Here is a 16,992-nt window from a genome sequence, read left to right as displayed (position 1 = left end):
GCCGTGCGGGCCACGTGGCAGGACGAACGGAGATCATCGGCGACTGCCGCGCGGCGAGCGGTCGGCAGGCCGCCACGTGCGGCCGCGGCGCTCGGCAGAGGGATCGTCGTGACCTGCGACGACGTGCCCAGCCCCGTCCACCGGAGCAGTGGCCGCTCACCCGCCCGGCGCAGCACCGGCCGCCGCCGACCCCGCCGCGACGGCCGGGCCCCCGCCGGGGGACGATCGGAGTCACCATGACCAGCACCCTCGCCGACCGGCTCCCCTCCCCCGACGACCCCGACGCCCTCGTCGAGACCTTCGCCGAGTGGGCGTTCGACGAGCAGGGGCTCTCGCTCTACCCCGCGCAGGAGGAGGCGCTGGTCGAGCTGGTCACGGGCGCCAACGTCATCCTGTCGACGCCGACGGGCTCCGGGAAGTCGCTGGTCGCGATCGCCGCGCACGCCGTGGCGCTGGCCCGCGACGAGCGGACGTTCTACACCGCACCGATCAAGGCGCTGGTCAGCGAGAAGTTCTTCGCGCTGTGCGCGGTGTTCGGGGCCGACAAGGTCGGCATGCTCACCGGCGACGCCGCGGTCAACGAGACCGCGCCCATCATCTGCTGCACGGCGGAGATCCTCGCCAACATCGCGCTGCGCGGCGGCCGGGGTGCGGACGTCGGCTCCGTCGTCATGGACGAGTTCCACTTCTACGCCGACCCCGACCGGGGCTGGGCGTGGCAGGTGCCGTTGATCGAGCTCCCGCAAGCGCAGTTCCTCCTGATGAGCGCCACGCTCGGCGACGTCTCGTTCTTCCGCGACGACCTGACCCGCCGCACAGGCCGGCCCACCGCGGTGATCACGTCGGTCGAGCGGCCGGTGCCGTTGAGCTACCGCTACGTCCTCACCCCGCTGCACGAGACCCTCGACGAGCTGCTGCAGACCCACGAGGCGCCCGTCTACGTCGTGCACTTCACGCAGGCCGCGGCCGTCGAACGGGCGCAGTCGCTGATGAGCGTCAACGTGTCGTCGAAGGAGGACAAGGCCGCGATCGCCGAGACGATCGGCGCGTTCCGGTTCACCGCGGGGTTCGGCCGGACCCTGTCCCGGCTGGTCCGCCACGGCATCGGCGTCCACCACGCCGGGATGCTGCCGCGCTACCGGCGGCTCGTGGAGACCCTGGCGCAGGCGGGCCTGCTCAAGGTCATCTGCGGCACCGACACCCTCGGCGTGGGGATCAACGTCCCGATCCGCACGGTGCTCTTCACCGCCCTCACCAAGTACGACGGCACCCGCGTCCGCGGTCTCAAGGCCCGCGAGTTCCACCAGATCGCGGGCCGCGCGGGCCGGGCCGGGTACGACACGGTCGGCACCGTCGTCGCCGAGGCGCCCGAGCACGAGGTCGAGAACGCTCGCCTGCTCGCCAAGGCGGGCGACGACCCGAAGAAGCGCCGCCGCGTCGTGCGCAAGCAGCCGCCGGACGGCTTCGTCGGCTGGAGCGAGAAGAGCTTCGAACGCCTCCAGGGCGCTCAGCCCGAGGCGCTGACCAGCCACTTCGTGGTCACTCACGCGATGTTGCTCAACGTCATCTCCCGGCCGGGCGACGCTTTCGCCGCCATGCGCCACCTGCTCGAGGACAACCACGAGCCGCGCGACCGCCAGCGCAAGCACATCCTGCGCGCGATCGCGATCTACCGGGCGCTGCGCACGGCAGGCGTCGTCGAGGAGCTGGCCGAGCCCGACGCCGAGGGCCGCCGGGTGCGCGTCGTCGGCGACCTGCAGCTCGACTTCGCGCTCAACCAGCCCCTGTCCCCGTTCGCGCTCGCCGCGATCGAGCTGCTCGACCGGGAGTCCCCGACCTACGCGCTCGACGTGTTGTCGGTCATCGAGGCCACGCTCGACGACCCGCGCCAGATCCTGCACGCGCAGGAGAACAAGGCCCGCGGCGAGGCCGTCGCGGCGATGAAGGCCGACGGCATCGAGTACGAGGAGCGCATGGCGTTGCTCGAGGACGTCAGCTACCCGAAGCCGATGGCGGAGATGCTCGACGCCGCGCTGGAGACCTACCGTCGCGGCCACCCCTGGGTCGCCGACGCCCGGCTCTCCCCGAAGTCCGTCGTGCGGGACATGTCCGAGCGGTCGATGACGTTCGTCGAGTACGTCGGGCACTACCAGCTCGCCCGCTCCGAGGGCCTCGTCCTGCGCTACCTCGCCGACGCCTACCGCGCCCTGCGCCAGACCGTCCCCGACGAGGCCAAGACCGAGGAGCTCACCGACCTCGTCGAGTGGCTGGGCGAGCTGGTCCGGCAGGTCGACTCCAGCCTGCTCGACGAGTGGGAGGCCCTCGCCGCCGGCGCCGGGACCGGCGAGGAGCCCACTCCCCCCTCGCTCGACCAGGGCCCGGCCGGGGTCACCCGCAACACCCGCGCGTTCCGGGTCCTGGTGCGCAACGCCATGTTCCGCCGGGTCGAGCTCGCCGCGTTGCACCGCTGGGACCTGCTCGGCGAGCTGGACAAGGACGCGGGCTGGGACGCCACGGCGTGGCGGGAGGCGTTCGACCCGTACTGGGACCTGCACGACGACATCGGCACCGGCCCGGACGCCCGCGGCCCGCAGCTGGTGACGATCGAGGTCGAGCCGGAACGCTGGCGCGTCCGCCAGGTGCTCGACGACCCCGCGGGCGACCGCGACTGGGCCATCACCGCCGAGATCGACCTCGCTGCCTCCGACGAGGCCGGCGAGGCCGTCGTGTGGATCACGGGCGTGTCGGACCGCCCGTGAGTGGCGGTGGTCGCCATGGCGACCACCGCCACTCACGGCGCTCGCCGTAGCCGTTCTTGTCGGCTGTGACCCCAGCCTGTGAGTTCGTCCTGCGGCGTGGCGTCCTTCGTCGTCCGCGTTGCGTCAATGTATGGTTTACATCGTGAAGTACGACGAGGCCCAGCGCTGGCTGGCCAAGGCAGGACCCTTTCCCGACTCCGGACAGCCGTCCATCGTCGAACAGCTCGACCGGCTCAAGGAGCTCGCGGCCCGCGACGCGTTGCCCCACAGCGGCATCGCGGTCTGGTACGCCCTGGTCCAGGAGATGCGACGGTTGGCCGACTACTACGAGCGCGACCTCATCCGCGGCCTGCGCTCCGAGGGGATGACCTGGGCGCAGGTGGCGCACGCCGTCGAGGCGCAGCTGAGCAGCCGGCAGGCCGCGCACGCGAAGTGGAAGCGACTCATCGACCCGGGGCGGCGGACCACGACCGGCGACATGCGTCGTGGCGGCCGGCCCAAGGACCCGCCCGCCCTCTCCCCCGGCGAGTGATTCGCCTCGCCCGGCCCGCGGCGTCGCCCGACGACCACGCCCGGCGTCGGGCGTGACGGCCGGTCCGGGTTCCGGACCGGCCGTTGCCGCACTCACCCGCGACGCGCGGCTCGGCCGGGGCGCCGGGGCGCCGGGGCGCGGCGCGAACGGCGACGCCGCACACGACGTGCCCCGGCTCCTCGCGCGACACCTCGGCTGACGCCCGGCCGGGGCCTCGACCTGGACCTTCCGGACGATCTCCCGGACGAGGCCGACGTATGAGGTATCGGATGGCAGGCGCGTCGGGCGTCGGGCAGTTGGGCGTCGGGCGGCGGGGAGATCGGCGTCGTGAGTCGGCGACACCGAGCCGGCGCCGTCGCGGTTGTCGGCGCCGGCCTGCTCCTCGGGGCTGCTCCTCGGGGGCGGCTGGTCGTGCGCGCGTTGCGTCAATGAATCGTTTACAAGAGAGACGACCTCAGTCGATGCGGTCGATGCGGCGGAGCCGGGCCGCCACGAACTCCACGACGCGCACGGCAGCGGGGAGATCGGCGTCGATGTCGTCGGGGTGGACCTCGCCACCGAGGTACTCGACCTCGTTGCGACGACGCCGCACCCGGTCGAAGGGGCGCAGCGCCTCGGCCCGCGCGTGCATCGCGACGACGGCGCGCTGCACGGCCAGGTGCCCTCCCCTGCTCGTCGCCCGCAACCCCTGCGCGGCCAGCAGCGCCGCGCACGCCTTGCGCATCGCGTCGTAGAGCGCGGTGTAGGCGAGGTCGGGATCGTCGTCGGCGAGAGTCCGCGCCGACTCGAGATGACGGCGCGCCGCCGCGACCGCCCGCCCCGCGGCCGCCGGATCGGGCGGGACACGTTCGAGCCTGCCCGTCGCGAGCAGCGCGTCCAGCTCACGCCGCCCGGACCGGTCCACCCGCCGAACCTACCGGCGCGACGACGCCGGGCCGGGCCGGACGCGCGGAACCGGCACGCGCGGCGAGGCGCGGACGCGGGTGACGAACCCGTCGGAGCCGGTCTCCCACCGTCCGGGGGCGACGACCGTCGCGTTCACCGGCAGGCCGATCCGCGCCTCGGCACGCGCGGCCGCGTCGTGCACGACGTCGCGGTCCGGGGTGCCGACGACGAGCACGTCGACGTCGGCGGGAGGCCCGCCGCGCTCGCCGCGGTGGCGGGCGGCCCACGAGCCGAACACCTCCACCGCGTCGACGTCCGCCACCTCCGCGAACTCCTCGGCCAGCACCTGCACCGGCCCGAAGCTCAGCGTCACGAGCTCGGTGAGCGGCGCGGTCGCGGGCGAGGCCGGGTCGGCGGAGACGAGGCGCGCGTTGCCTATGCGGCGCGACCGCAGCAGGCCGGCCTCCTCCAGCCTGCTGACCTCGCGCTGGACGGCGGCGAGCGACCCACCGGTGCGTTCGGCGATCGCGGTGAGGGTCAGCTCGGTCCCGGGCACGACGAGGAGGGCGGCCAGCAGGTCGCCCTGGAGCCTGCTGCGGAACACCGGCAGCAGGGGCGGCGCAGGAGCTACCACATCACACAATGTACCTTGCGGAATTCGGGAAGACCAATCTCACGCTCGTGAGTGGCGATGGTCGCTCCAGCGACTCCAGCGACTATCGCCACTCACAGCGGGCGCTCAGCCCAGCTCGCTGCGCGGCAGCAGCCGGTCCGCGATGATCTTGGACTGGATCTCGCTGGTCCCCTCGAAGATCGTCGTGAGGCGGGCGTCGCGCCAGTGGCGTTCGACCTGGTGCTCGGTCGTGTAGCCGTTGCCGCCGTGGAGCTGGATGCCGTCGCCGGTGACCTCCGCCGCCATCTCGGTCGCCAGCAGCTTCACCATCGCCGACTCGCGCTCGCACGGGACGCCGAGGTCGATCTGGTGCGCGACGTGCTGGTAGAACGCCCGCGCCTGGTCGACGCGCGCGGCCATGCGCGCCAGCGTGAACCGGACCGCCTGGAAGTCCCCGATCGGGTGCCCGAACTGGCGGCGCTGCTGCAGGTAGCCGATGCAGTCCTCCACCGCCGCCCGCGCCAGGCCGACGGCACGCGCCGCCGTGTGCACCCGGGCGATGGTCAGCCATCGCTGGGTCTCGGCGAACCCGCCCTCGGTGATCTCGTCCGCCACCGGCACCCGGAGCCCGTCGAACTCCAGCTCCCACGTCACGAAGCCGTGGTAGCCGATCTTGTCGATCGGCGAGCCCGTCAGTCCCTTCGGGAAGGCATCCCGCTCCTTCTCCACGAGCAGCGTCGCCAGCCCGGCCGACCGCTTCTCCCCCGGCCCGGGGTCGGCCGTGCGCACGAGCACCTGGATGAAGTCGGCCGCCTTCGCGTTGCCGATCCAGCGCTTGCGGCCGGTCAGGACGTACTCGTCGCCGTCACGCTCGGCCCGGGTGGAGACGGCCGCGAGGTCGGAACCCGCGTCCGGCTCGGACAGCGCGATCGCGCCGATCCACTCCCCCGACGCGCTGCGCCGCAGCAGCTCGCCCCGGCGCGCCGGGTCCGCGACGCCCGTCCCCGCACCCTGCGCGCGGGCGATGATGCTGCCGACGCTCATCCACGCCCTGGCCAGCTCCTCGGCCACCATGCAGTACTCGTAGGCGCCGAGGCCGAGGCCGCCGTGCTCGGTGTCGACGGTGATCCCGAAGAAGCCCAGCTCCCCCATCTCGGCGAGCAGGGAGCGCGGGATCTCCCCCTTCCTCGGGTCCAGCTCGTTGGCGACGGGCAGTACCCGCTCCATCGCGAACCGCCGTGCCGTCCGTTGCAGGGCGACGCGCTCGTCGGTGCTGTACTGCGGCGGCACCTCCGGCAACGGCGGCGGGAGGGGGTCGTCGTCGACCGGGGGCTGCGCGGGGACGTCCATCGGGTCGTTGTGCCACACCCGCCGCTGCCCCGCACCCCGGAGCGCGCGCGGCGCCCGGCCCTCAGAGGCGGCGCAGGCCGTCGAGGACGCGCGCCATCAGGTCCTGGTCGGGTCGGTCGCGCGCGCCGCCGTGCACGCTGACGAGGTCGAGCGCCGCGAGGTCGCCGATCAGCACGCGGGCCACCCCGAGCGGCACCCGTGTCGTCGCCGCGACCTCGGCCACCGAGCGGGCGACGTCGCAGCAGTCCAGCACGGCGCGGTGCGCGGGCGACGCCGCGGCGGCGGGATCGGTGCCGGGCCGCGTGCTGACGAGCGTCTCCAGCCCGAGCTCGACCGGCGGCCGGGTGCGCCCGCCGGTCAGGACGTAGGGCCGCACCGTGATACCGGCCTCGGCGACACCGAGGTCGAGCACGGCGCCGCGGCCCGCCGCCGCGTCGGCCTCGGCGGAGCCGGCGTCGGCAGGGACGACCGGGACCGGCTCGGTCGGGGCTGCGCCGGACAGGAGGGGGTCGGACATGCCGGGGTCGGGCGGCCCGGAGTCCGGGGGCGCGCCGTCGCGAGGGTGCCGGCGTCGCCGCGACGCTCCACCGAAGCGGGCACCCGTCCTCCCGACGACAGGTCCCCCGTCGTCGGAGTCCTCCGCCGCCACCGCACACCTCCTCGACCCCCGACCGACATCGGACGGGATGCTCGTTACCAACAGATGACCCGCGTGTTCCGCCACGGTGACACCTCGGGCGAGGGGGCCCAGTAGGTCGCGTCGCTCGCCGTCACACCCGTCACCGCCCGTGTTCGACAACGGCGTCCGGCGCACCGGGCCGGGAACTGCGCGCGAGGCCGCCGGGGCAGTAGTTTCGCCCGATGATCCGCATCTCGCCCGTCGGTCGCATCTGGTTCGGCGGCACGGCGGTCGTGGTGGCGGCTGCGGTCGTGCTGCAGGCCGTGCTCTCTGCCGACGGGCAGCCATACTCGGTGTTCGACACCGCCGGCGAGCGGCTGGCCAACCTGCTCGCCTACTTCACGATCCTGTCGAACGTCCTCGTCGGCCTGACCTTCGGCATTCTCGCGGTGCGGGCGGAGGCCTCGTCGCGGCTGCTGCGGGTCCTGCACCTCGACGCCGTGCTGGGCATCACCGTCACCGGGATCGTGTACAACCTCGTGCTGGCCCCGCTCGACGATCCCACCGGCGCGGCCTGGCTGGCCAACCTCCTGCTGCACATGGTCGTCCCCGCCATGGCCGTGCTGGGGTGGCTGCTGTTCGGGCCGCGCGGGGCCGTCGACACCCCGACGGTGCTGCTCTCGACGATCTACCCCCTGGCGTGGCTGGCGTTCACGCTGACCCGTGGCGCCCTCGTCGACTGGAGCCCGTTCCCCGCCTGGTACCCGTACCCGTTCGTCGACGTCGGCGCGCTCGGCTACGCGCGCGTCGCGCTGAACTGCGTCGTCATCGCCGTGCTGTTCCTGGGCCTGGCGTTCGGCGCCCGGGCGCTCGACCGGTTGCTGGTCCGCCGCTTCCATCCCGACGCGGTGGCCGCCGTCCGTCCGCGCGGGCGTGCCGTCGTGACCGCGGCGACCGCACCGGAGGCGGCCACCGCCACGACGGACGGGCGGCCCGCCCTGCGTGTCGGGGTGCAGCTGCAGCCCCAGCACGCCGACTACGGCCGCATCCGCGACGCGGTCGCGGAGGCCGAGGAGGCGGGCGTCGACATCGTCTTCAACTGGGACCATTTCTTCCCCCTGCGCGGTGCCGCCGACGGCAAGCACTTCGAGTGCTGGACCATGCTCGGGGCCTGGGCGGAGGCCACGTCGCGCGTCGAGATCGGCGCCCTGGTGACGTGCAACGGCTACCGCAACCCCGAGCTGCTGGCCGACATGGCCCGCACCGTCGACCACATCAGCGGCGGCCGGCTGATCCTCGGGATCGGTGCCGGCTGGTTCCGCCGCGACTTCGACGAGTACGGCTACGACTTCGGCACCGCGGGCTCGAGGCTGGCCGGGCTGGCCGACGCGCTGCCCCGGATCCGCTCGCGCTGGGAGCGGCTCAACCCGCCGCCGACGCGCGACATCCCGATCCTCGTCGGCGGCGGCGGTGAGAAGAAGACGCTGCGCTGCACGGCCGAGTACGCCGACATCTGGCACGGCTTCGGCGACGCCGAGACGATCGCGCACAAGAGCCGGGTGCTCGACGCCCACTGCACCGACGTCGGCCGCGACCCGCGCTCGATCGTCCGGTCCGCGGGCGTCCAGGCCGCCCCCGACGCCGTCGCCGACGACCTGCTCGCCGCCGGCGTCGGCCTGTTCACCATCGGCGTCGGCGGCCCGAGGTACGACCTCGGGCTGCTGAAGGACTGGATCGCCTGGCGCGACGAGCGCCGCGGCTGAGCCCGGCCGGGCTCAGCCCTTCGCCGCCGCCAGCAGGTCGGCGAGCGCGGCGAGGGCCCGGGCCCCGGCCGCGTCGGCGGACTCGACCAGCCCGATGAACGCCGCGTACCCGTGGATCAGCCCCGGCCCGGGCACGTGCGTCACCGGCACACCCGCGGCCCGCAGCTGCTCGACGTAGGCGTCGCCCTCGTCGCGCAGGGGGTCGAACTCCGCCGTCGCGACGACAGCGGGAGCGACGCCCGCGACGTCGGCGTGCTGCAGGTCGACGACCGGGTCGTCGGTGCCGCCGGGCACGTAGTGGTCGTAGAACCAGCGCATCGCGTCGGCGGTGAGGAAGTAGCCCTCGCCGTTGTCGCGCACCGACTTCGAGCTCTGGGTGGGGTCCGTCGAGGGATACCAGAGCAGCTGCGCGGCGAGCGGCAGCGACTCGTCGCGGGCCCGCAGCGCCGCGCCGGCGGCCAGGCTCGCCCCCGCGCTGTCCCCGGCCACCCCGAGCGGGCGGTCGGGATAGGTCTCGTGGGTCCAGCGCAGGCCCGCCATCGTGTCCTCGATGCCCGCGGGGTGCGGGTGCTCGGGGGCGAGGCGGTAGTCGACGGCGACGACGACCGCTCCGGTCTCTCCCGCGACCTTGCGGCACACCGGGTCGTGCGTGTCGAGGTCACCGACGACCCAGCCGCCGCCGTGCAGGTAGGTCACGACGCCGCCGCGGTCCTCCAGCGGGCGGTACACGCGGATCGGCAGCGGGCCGCCGGGTCCGTCGATCTCGTCGTCGGCCACGTCCGCGACGGGGAACGGCACGTAGTCGGCGCCGCGGCGCGACAGCGAGAGCGCCCGGTAGTGCTCACGGGTCTCGATCGCCGAGCCGCGCACCAGCGGCAGCGCGCCGTTGGCCTCCAGGGTGTCGAGCACGGTGCGGAACTGCGGATCGAGCGCCATCTCAACACACCCCCCGGACGGGCCGGTGGGTGATGCGGGATGAGCGGCGGGGAGCGCGCACGTCGTCGGTCACGCGATCACCGTATGCCGCAGCGGGCCCCTCTCGAAACCTCTCGGCGCGACGCGACCGCTCCGCGAGAGCGAGCACCACGGAACCCGCACGACTCCGGCGCGGGGGACGACCCACGGGCTCCGAGGCGGATCGCGCTCACCCGGCGCTCGATCAGGTCCCGGGCGATACTGCCGACGGGTTCGCGACGACGACGGAGGTGCGCGGATGACCGAGCCGGACGTCAGGACGATGGCCCGCGCCGAGCGCGCGGACCTCGCCGACTTCCTCGCCACCCTGACCCCCGAGGAGTGGGACGCCCCGACGCTGTGCGAGAGGTGGACGGTGCGCGACGTCGTCGCCCACATGTTCAGCTACGACGAGCTGAGCATGTTCGGGCTGGTCCGTCGCCTGGCCAACGGGCCGGGCAGGGCGAACGACATCGGCGTCGCCGCCTACCGCGACCGCAGTCCCGAACAGCTGGTCGCCCTGGTGCGCGACCACCTGGACCCGCGAGGGCTGCCTGCCGCGTTCGGCGGCCGGATCGCCCTGACCGACTGCACAATCCATCACCAGGACATCCGCCGCCCGCTCGGCCGGCCACGCGAGATCCCGCCGGACCGGCTGCGCGTCGCGCTCGACTATGCACTGTTCGCGCCGCCGATCAAGGCGAGGCCACGGGTCCGCGGGCTGACCCTGCAGGCCACCGACCTCGAGTGGCGCTCCGGCGCGGGCCCCCTCGTCGAGGGCCCTGCGGAGTCGCTGCTGATGGCGGCCGCCGGGCGGGCCGGCGTCACCGATGAGCTGTCCGGGCCCGGAGTGCCGACCCTCGCAGAACGCATCGCAGCCTGAGCCGAGCGCCGCTCCGCGGCCCGCGACGTCCCGGTCCCGGTGGATGTCCGCGCCGGCGTCGCCGAGCGGCTGCCCGTGGACGACGCATCCGTCGACGCCGTCGTGTTGTGCCTGGTGTTGTGCTCGCTGCCGGATCGGCCGGCAGCACTGAGCGAGGTCCGACGGGCGCCGCGCCCTGGCGGGGTGGTGCGGTTCCTCGAACACACCCGGGCCGAGACGCGTGTCCTGGCGAGCGTGCAGCGGCTCGCCGACGCGACGCTCGTCGTGACGAGCCGAGGGGCACCGATCCCGCGATTCACCTTTCCGGGGTGAGTGTCGGAGCACGGATCATCTGTGCAATCGGGCGTCCAGGCCGCGAAGGGAGCACCGATGACCAACACCCCGCCGGACGAGGAGACGATCAGGGTCATCGGGGTCGAGGGCTACACATACCTGTACCCGCTCGTCCTGATGGACGTGACGCGGCGGCAGCTCACCAACGTGCGCACGGTCCACGACGTCCCGATGCGGGCTCCCCGCGACACGTTCTTCCACGCGCCCGCCTTCCCCGCGGGTGACTTCCGCGCCGTCGTCCGGCCGAACTTCGACACGCTGTACTCGGCCGCGTTCCTCGACGTGCACGAGGAGCCGCGGATCGTCTCGCTCCCCGACGCCGGCGACAAGTACTACCTGCTGCCGCTCTACGACATGTGGGGCGAGGTGTTCAGCTGTCCCGGGACCCGCACCACGGGAAACGCGGCGATCGACGTCGCGGTCTGCCCGCCGGGCTGGAACGGGCAGCTGCCCGCCGGGGTCCGCCGCTACGAGGCGCCGACCCCGTGGGTATGGGTGATCGGCCGCACCGAGGCCAGCCCGGCCACCTACGCCGCGGTGCACGAGTTCCAGGCCGGTATGACGATCACCCCGCTGTCGGCGTGGGGCGGCGCGGCACCGACCGTCACCGGAGAGATCGATCCCTCCGTCGACGACGAGACGCCGCCGTTGCGGCAGGTCTTCGCGCTCGACGCCGCCGCCTTCTTCGGCCGCGCGGCCGAACTGATCGCCGAGCACCCGCCGCACCAGGCGGACTACCCGATTCTCGACCGGCTGGCCCGGATCGGCTTCGTCCCGGGCGAGCCGTTCGACCTCGCCGCAGCCGATCCCGCCGTCCGGGCGGCCCTGCAGGACGTGACCCCCGAGGCACGCAAGCGGATCAGCGACGAGCAGAGCCGGCTCGCGAAACCGGACGACGGCTGGGTCATTCTCCGGTCCGGCATGGGCACCTACGGCAGCGACTTCCTGCGACGGGCCTGCGTGGAGCTGATCGGGCTGGGCGCAAACCTCGCCGAGGACGCGATCTACCCGGTCACCTACGTCGACTCCGACGGGAACCCGTTCACCGGTGCCGAGCGATACGTGTGGCACTTCGAGAAGGACGCGATGCCGCCCGTACGCGCCTTCTGGTCGCTGACCCTCTACGACCCGGAGGGGTTCCAGGTACCCAACGAGCTCGACCGGTTCGCCATCGGCGACCGCGACGACCTGCGGTTCAACTCCGACGGGTCCCTCGATCTCGTCGTGTCGCACACCCGGCCCGAGGAAGGCACGTCGAACTGGCTGCCCGCTCCGGAGGGCGTGTTCAACCTCTGTGCCCGCTTCTACTACCCGGAGCAGGCGCTGCTCGACGGCCGCTGGACGCCGCCACCGGTCCGCCGGGTGTAGAACCTCGGCGTGAGCGCTCGACCACGCCCGCTCGGGCGTGCCATCAAAGCCGGTTGCGAAGGTTCGCCCGTCCGGTCGCCTGTCCCGTGAGTGGCGAGCGATGCTCCCGACGTCGATGACGGACCGCTCGTCGCAGCCGCCACGCCCCGGCAGCGCGGGAGAGTCTGCGCGCTCCTCGCTGCCCGGGTACCGGGGAGCGCCGCCTCCTGCCGCCCCTGCGGGCCCGCGCCGGCAACGCACGATGTCGACGCACGATGTCAGCGACGATGGCAGCGCACGATGGCAACGACGATGGCAGGCCGTGCGGGCCACCGGATTTCGCCGGACAGAGGCGCAACTACGTCTCAGTAGAAGGATTGACGCCTGAGTCGAGCGCCGCGTAGCGTGCACGACGACCGGTCGCTGGACGACCGGACCGACGACACCGCGCGTCGGATACCGGCGAGATCGCCTCCACAGGTCGGACCTGGCGGCGACCGCCGGTCCCCACCCGTCGACGAGCACTCACGGGAATCACATTCCCGTGCGAGGGAGCGTGTGATGGCAAGTGTGGAGCAGACCTTCGACCCGTTCGCCGTGGCCGAGGTCGAGACGGTGCGGCGCGACCTGGCCCGGGTCCGCGCCGGCGGTTGCCCCGTCACAGGGGTCGCCCCCGGCATCGGGTTCGTCGGCCACCACGGCCGGGCTCGCGAGGCGCTGCTGGCACACGAGGCGCTCAGCAACCACGGCAACTTCGTTCTCGAGGCACCGGGTGACGGGCCCGCGCCGCCGGACCTGATCACCCAGAGCGACCCGCCGCACCACACGACGCTGCGCGCCCTGCTGCGTCCGGGTTTCGCCCGCGCCGCGATCGTGGAGGCCGCGCCGTGGGTGCGCGAGTACGTCGACGAGCTGATCGACGCCCTCCCGGTCGGAGGCCCGGCCGACCTCGTGGGAGAGGTCGCGCTGCCGCTCACCGCCGGCGTGATCGCCCGGCTGGTCGGCGTCCCCGAAGCGGACGCGGACGCGCTGAGCCGGGACTCGCTGGCGATCACCGCGATCCTGCCGGCACCGTTCACCGGGACCGAGGAATGGGCCCGTCTCGAGCGGTACTTCACCGAGGCCGCACAGCACCGTCGCGCGGTGGCCGACCCGCCGGACGACCTGCTCACCCGGCTCGCACTCGGTGAGATCGACGGGCGCCGGCTGACCGAGCAGGAGGTCGCGTTCCACGCCTGGCAGCTGTTCGTCGCCGGACTCGAGAGCACGGCTTACACGATCGGGTCCACGGTTCACCAGCTCCTTCTCGACCGGTCCCGCTGGGAAGAGCTGCTCGCGGATCGCTCCTTGCTGGACAACACCCGTGAGGAGGGTCTGCGCCACGGTTCGGCCATCCGCTGGGTGCTGCGCACCGTGGCCGGTCCGTCGGAGCTGATCGGCACGGCGGTGCCGGAGAACGGACGCGTGATCGTCGGACTGGAGTCGGCGAACCTCGACGAGGAGGTCTTCGGCCCGGACGCCGGCGAGTTCGACATGCGCCGCCCGTCGGCGCGCCGGCATCTCTCGTTCGGCCACGGCATCCACCTCTGCCTGGGCGCGGAGCTGTCCCGCACGGAGATCTCGGTGGCGCTGGAGGCGCTGCTCGACCGCATGCCCGACCTCCGGCTCGCGCCCGGCTTCCGGTACACCGACGTCGCGAGCCCGATGTTCTGCGGACCCGCCCGGCTCGACGTCGTCTGGTAGCGCAGGCCCGCCCGACGAGTCGGCCTCGGGTCGCCGGGCGTACCGCGTACCGCGTGCTGTCCCCTGCGGCCCGCCTCGGCCGCAGGGGACACTGCGGCGCTCGGTGTACCGGAAGCCGGAGGACACCCGTGACTCAGGTCCGGGCCGCTCGGCCCAGCGACCCTCCCGTCACACTTTCGGGTGGGTTCGGCGCGGCGAACGCGACTCCGGCGGGCGAGATGGCCACGCTGGGCGCATGGGTTCGCGGACGCGCCGAGAAACGGATCACTCGGACGTGCAGGAGCGGGAACGGCCCGGTCCCGGTCGGGCGGCGGCCACGGTCGCGCTCGGCGCTCTCGTCGCGGCGCTGGCCGCGGGCTGGGTGTCGACGGCCGACCCGGCGATCGCCAACCGCGGCTGGGACGCCGGGCACACGTGGGAGTCGTCGCAGCTGACCTGAGCCGGTCGGTACCCCTCAGAGCTCCAGGCTGCCGTCGGCGAGCCTGCGGTAGACCTCGGCCGCGGCCCGGGAGAACCCGTCGGGCAGCCCCGCGGCGGCGACCGCGTCGCCCGCCTCGTCCATCTCCCCCGCCCAGCGCCATGCCCGGTCGCCCGCCCTGCCCCGCAGGGCCGACAGCTCGGCGTCGAGGTCACCGCCCGTCCGGGCCACCTCGCCGCGCAGGTCGTCGAGCACGCCGTAACGGTGCGCCGCCGCGGCCATCGTCGCCCAGATCGTGGGCAACGCCTTGGTACGCAACGCGAAGCACGCCTTCAGCGCGCTCGCGGCGCCGAGCCCGCCGTCGAGCACCCCCGTGGCGAAGGGTGACCCCGCGAACAGGTCGGCGACCGGCTGCGCGTGCTCCCCGGAGAGCCACAGCACCGACCGGCCCGCCTCCCACGCCGGCGGGCCGATCACGGCCCCGTCGACGACCCGCTCGCGCCCGAGCAGCTCGCCGATCTTCTCGACGGTCGCGGGCGAGACGGCATTGGCGTCGACGTAGAGCGGTGGGTCGGGGCGCCCCTCGACCGCCGCGGCGACCTGCCGGGCGACGTCGAGCGCCGCGTGCGGCGGGCAGATCGAGACGACCAGATGGCTGCGCCGCGCCAGCTCCGCGAGGTCCGGCACGCCGATCAGGTCGGCCAGCTCGGCCCGCTTCGACGTGGCCTGGCTGCGGCCCGCGGCCGCCCACACGACGCCGCTCGCGACCGGCTTGAGCGCCGAGCCGAGGGCTGCACCCATGGCTCCCGGGTGCAGGATCCCGATCACCGGGCGGGCGGGCAGGACGGTTCCGTCCCCGGGGACGGCGACATCGCTCACGCCCGCATCATCACCCATCCCCGCGGCCGGCGTCAGCCGGGCCCGCGGGCGGCGAGCAGGTCCCCGACCCGATCGCGCAGCTCCAGCGCCAACGCGCCCGCGCCCGGCACGACCAGCAGCACGAGGAGCACGACGGCGACGGCCAGACCAGGCGCCACCAGCACCGTCTCGACGCGCCCACCCGTGCGCAGCCGCACCGGCCGCGGGCCGCCGACCGGGTACCAGCGCCGGCCGCGGATCGGGATCGGCCACAGCAGCGGTGCCCCGGACTCGGTGACCGCGTCGCCCACGGCGTGCACGAGCACCCCGAGCGTGACGGCCGCGCCCAGCCACCCGGCCGTCCCGTCGACGCCTCCCGGCACCCAGCGGTCGACCGCGTAGGTCAGCCCGGCCGCGATCACCAGCGACGGCGGGCCGGGCACCAGCGCGTCGAGCCCTTTGATCGCGAGCGCGATGCACACGAACAGCGTCCCGAGCAGCACCGGAGCGCCCCAGCGCGCCGACGCCGCGTTGATCGCGAGGCCCGTCCCGACCGCGAACAGCGCGGTGTGGGTCAGCCCACGGTGCGTGCCGCGGCCGGTGTCGCGCCGGGCCCGGGTGAGCCGGTAGGCCAGCGCCGACAGCGGCCGGACCACACGCGACGCCGCCACCGACGCCCACGAGAACCGCGTCGTGGCCATCGAGGACGGATGGTCGAGGTCGGGCAGCAACGCCGCCCCCGCGCAGACCGCCGCGAAGGTCAGGATGCCGCCCGCGTCGACCGGCGCGGCGGCGACGTGCCCGGCGGCCCAGCCGGACACGACCCCGGCCCCCGCGACCCCCATGACCGCGAGCCCCACGGCCGCTCCCGACAGGGCATGACTGACCCCCAGCACGCGCGTCCCGCCACTTCCTCGCGACGCCGGGCCCCGCGCCCGGACGGCGCTCGAGCCTATGCGGCGCAGGTGTGCACGGATCGTCAGGCGCGCCGGGCGGCGCTGCGGCAGGCTGTCCGATCATGAGCGACGACACGGACCTCCGCGCCATCCTCGGTGCCGACGCCGTCGGCGGCTGGCTCCAGCTCCCGGGCACGGCGACCGCCGAGATCATCGGCTCGGCGGGGTTCGACGCGGTGTGCGTCGACACCCAGCACGGGCTCATCGGCGAGGACCTCGTCCTGCCGATGCTGCAGGCGCTCAGCGCGACGGGCGCCCCGGCGCTGGTGCGCGTCGCGTGGAACGACCCCGTCGCCATCACCGCTGCGCTCGACCGCGGCGCGCACGGCGTCGTCGTACCGATGGTGAACTCGGCGCAGGAGGCGGCCGCTGCGGCCTCCGCCTGCCGCTGGCCCCCGCACGGCACCCGCAGCTACGGCCCGACCCGACTGGGCATGATGACCGCCCCGCCGGCGGACCCGGTGTGCGTCGTCATGGTCGAGACGACCGAGGCGGTGGCCGCGGTCGACGACATCGTCGCCGTCGACGGGGTGGACGCCGTGTTCGTCGGACCCTCGGACCTCGCGCTGAGCATGGGCAAGGCGACGTCGGCGCAGAACGGCGACCCGGAGTACGACGCGATGCTCGAGACCGTCGTCAAGGCGTGCCGGGCGCGGGACCTGCCCGTCGGGATCTTCTGCGCGTCGGCGGGCCATCTGCACCGCTTCCGCGACCTGGGCTTCACCTACGGCTTCATCCGTGGCGACGGCTCCCTGCTCGCGGACAAGGCCGCGGAGGAGCTGGCCGCGAGCCGGCCCGGCAGCACCACGCCGCCGATCACCCCGGTCTGACGTCTCCGCGGGCGGGCCGGTCCCCGCGACGGCCCGTCCCGCCCGACGTCCGCGCGCCCCGGACACCTCCTCGACCCGGTCGCCCGGCGCCGGCTCCGACCGGTTTCGGCACGCCGCGACGCCGGGCCGCGAGGTGAGCGAGGGGCGCG

At 74.0% G+C, this 16,992-nt stretch carries 15 protein-coding genes and 2 pseudogenes; 10 read left to right on the top strand and 7 right to left on the bottom strand.

Features of this window, described 5'->3' with window-relative positions:
• The first annotated feature begins 236 nt into the window (after nucleotides 1-236).
• On the top strand, nucleotides 237-2,759 hold the full coding sequence (locus tag PSED_RS15835; RefSeq protein WP_013675260.1) for a DEAD/DEAH box helicase: 2,523 nt from the start codon (nucleotides 237-239) through the stop codon (nucleotides 2,757-2,759).
• A 142-nt stretch (nucleotides 2,760-2,901) separates the two neighbouring features.
• Entirely contained in the window at nucleotides 2,902-3,291 is a 390-nt protein-coding gene (locus PSED_RS15830; protein WP_103384511.1) for a hypothetical protein, read from the top strand.
• A 454-nt stretch (nucleotides 3,292-3,745) separates the two neighbouring features.
• On the opposite strand, the gene PSED_RS15825 is transcribed toward PSED_RS15830, so the two are convergent.
• The 4 genes from PSED_RS15825 to PSED_RS15810 form a co-directional block, all read right to left on the bottom strand.
• Nucleotides 3,746-4,195: a hypothetical protein gene (locus PSED_RS15825; protein WP_013675258.1), complete on the bottom strand. Its 450-nt coding sequence runs from the start codon at nucleotides 4,193-4,195 to the stop codon at nucleotides 3,746-3,748.
• 9 nt (nucleotides 4,196-4,204) lie between these two features.
• Nucleotides 4,205-4,810 carry a winged helix-turn-helix domain-containing protein gene (locus PSED_RS15820; RefSeq protein WP_013675257.1) on the bottom strand — a complete coding sequence of 202 codons (606 nt, stop codon included), beginning with the start codon at nucleotides 4,808-4,810 and terminating at the stop codon, nucleotides 4,205-4,207.
• Between the two features lie 105 nt (nucleotides 4,811-4,915).
• On the bottom strand, nucleotides 4,916-6,139 hold the full coding sequence (locus PSED_RS15815; RefSeq protein ID WP_041759710.1) for an acyl-CoA dehydrogenase family protein: 1,224 nt from the start codon (nucleotides 6,137-6,139) through the stop codon (nucleotides 4,916-4,918).
• Nucleotides 6,140-6,200: 61 nt separating this feature from the next.
• A complete protein-coding gene (locus PSED_RS15810) occupies nucleotides 6,201-6,656 on the bottom strand; it encodes a DUF742 domain-containing protein (protein WP_049803421.1) in 456 nt (151 codons plus the stop codon).
• 344 nt (nucleotides 6,657-7,000) lie between these two features.
• On the opposite strand from PSED_RS15810, the pseudogene PSED_RS15805 reads away from it, so the two are divergent.
• Together PSED_RS15805 and PSED_RS15800 are read left to right on the top strand one after the other, a co-directional pair.
• A pseudogene (locus tag PSED_RS15805) lies at nucleotides 7,001-7,624 on the top strand (Pr6Pr family membrane protein); the annotation flags it as partial.
• 75 nt (nucleotides 7,625-7,699) lie between these two features.
• Entirely contained in the window at nucleotides 7,700-8,521 is an 822-nt protein-coding gene (locus PSED_RS15800) for an LLM class F420-dependent oxidoreductase (RefSeq protein ID WP_049803688.1), read from the top strand.
• Between the two features lie 12 nt (nucleotides 8,522-8,533).
• On the opposite strand, the gene PSED_RS15795 is transcribed toward PSED_RS15800, so the two are convergent.
• Nucleotides 8,534-9,457: an alpha/beta hydrolase gene (locus PSED_RS15795; RefSeq protein ID WP_013675253.1), complete on the bottom strand. Its 924-nt coding sequence runs from the start codon at nucleotides 9,455-9,457 to the stop codon at nucleotides 8,534-8,536.
• A 277-nt stretch (nucleotides 9,458-9,734) separates the two neighbouring features.
• On the opposite strand from PSED_RS15795, the gene PSED_RS15790 reads away from it, so the two are divergent.
• From PSED_RS15790 to PSED_RS15770, 5 genes and pseudogenes are all read left to right on the top strand, one after another.
• Nucleotides 9,735-10,358: a maleylpyruvate isomerase family mycothiol-dependent enzyme gene (locus PSED_RS15790; protein WP_013675252.1), complete on the top strand. Its 624-nt coding sequence runs from the start codon at nucleotides 9,735-9,737 to the stop codon at nucleotides 10,356-10,358.
• A 21-nt stretch (nucleotides 10,359-10,379) separates the two neighbouring features.
• A pseudogene (locus PSED_RS15785) lies at nucleotides 10,380-10,670 on the top strand (class I SAM-dependent methyltransferase); the annotation flags it as partial.
• Between the two features lie 57 nt (nucleotides 10,671-10,727).
• On the top strand, nucleotides 10,728-12,059 hold the full coding sequence (locus PSED_RS15780) for a DUF1254 domain-containing protein (protein ID WP_013675251.1): 1,332 nt from the start codon (nucleotides 10,728-10,730) through the stop codon (nucleotides 12,057-12,059).
• A 540-nt stretch (nucleotides 12,060-12,599) separates the two neighbouring features.
• Complete coding sequence (locus tag PSED_RS15775) at nucleotides 12,600-13,781, top strand: cytochrome P450 (protein ID WP_013675250.1); 1,182 nt, start codon at nucleotides 12,600-12,602, stop codon at nucleotides 13,779-13,781.
• Between the two features lie 274 nt (nucleotides 13,782-14,055).
• A complete protein-coding gene (locus PSED_RS15770; RefSeq protein WP_013675249.1) occupies nucleotides 14,056-14,220 on the top strand; it encodes a hypothetical protein in 165 nt (54 codons plus the stop codon).
• 15 nt (nucleotides 14,221-14,235) lie between these two features.
• Here PSED_RS15770 and PSED_RS15765 read toward each other — a convergent pair whose 3' ends face one another.
• Complete coding sequence (locus PSED_RS15765; RefSeq protein ID WP_233899410.1) at nucleotides 14,236-15,078, bottom strand: NAD(P)-dependent oxidoreductase; 843 nt, start codon at nucleotides 15,076-15,078, stop codon at nucleotides 14,236-14,238.
• Between the two features lie 32 nt (nucleotides 15,079-15,110).
• A complete protein-coding gene (locus tag PSED_RS15760; RefSeq protein WP_013675247.1) occupies nucleotides 15,111-15,953 on the bottom strand; it encodes a metal-dependent hydrolase in 843 nt (280 codons plus the stop codon).
• Nucleotides 15,954-16,075: 122 nt separating this feature from the next.
• Between PSED_RS15760 and PSED_RS15755 the strand changes: the two genes are divergently transcribed.
• The gene (locus PSED_RS15755; protein WP_013675246.1) at nucleotides 16,076-16,843 is read left to right on the top strand and encodes an HpcH/HpaI aldolase family protein; all 768 of its coding nucleotides are present in this window, start codon (nucleotides 16,076-16,078) and stop codon (nucleotides 16,841-16,843) included.
• The last annotated feature ends 149 nt before the right edge of the window (nucleotides 16,844-16,992 follow it).

The organism is Pseudonocardia benzenivorans CB1190 (assembly GCF_000196675.2).
Lineage (GTDB): Bacteria > Actinomycetota > Actinomycetes > Mycobacteriales > Pseudonocardiaceae > Pseudonocardia > Pseudonocardia benzenivorans.
The sequence above is the reverse complement of the archived record's forward strand: the minus strand, read 5'-3'. Positions and strand labels throughout refer to the sequence as shown.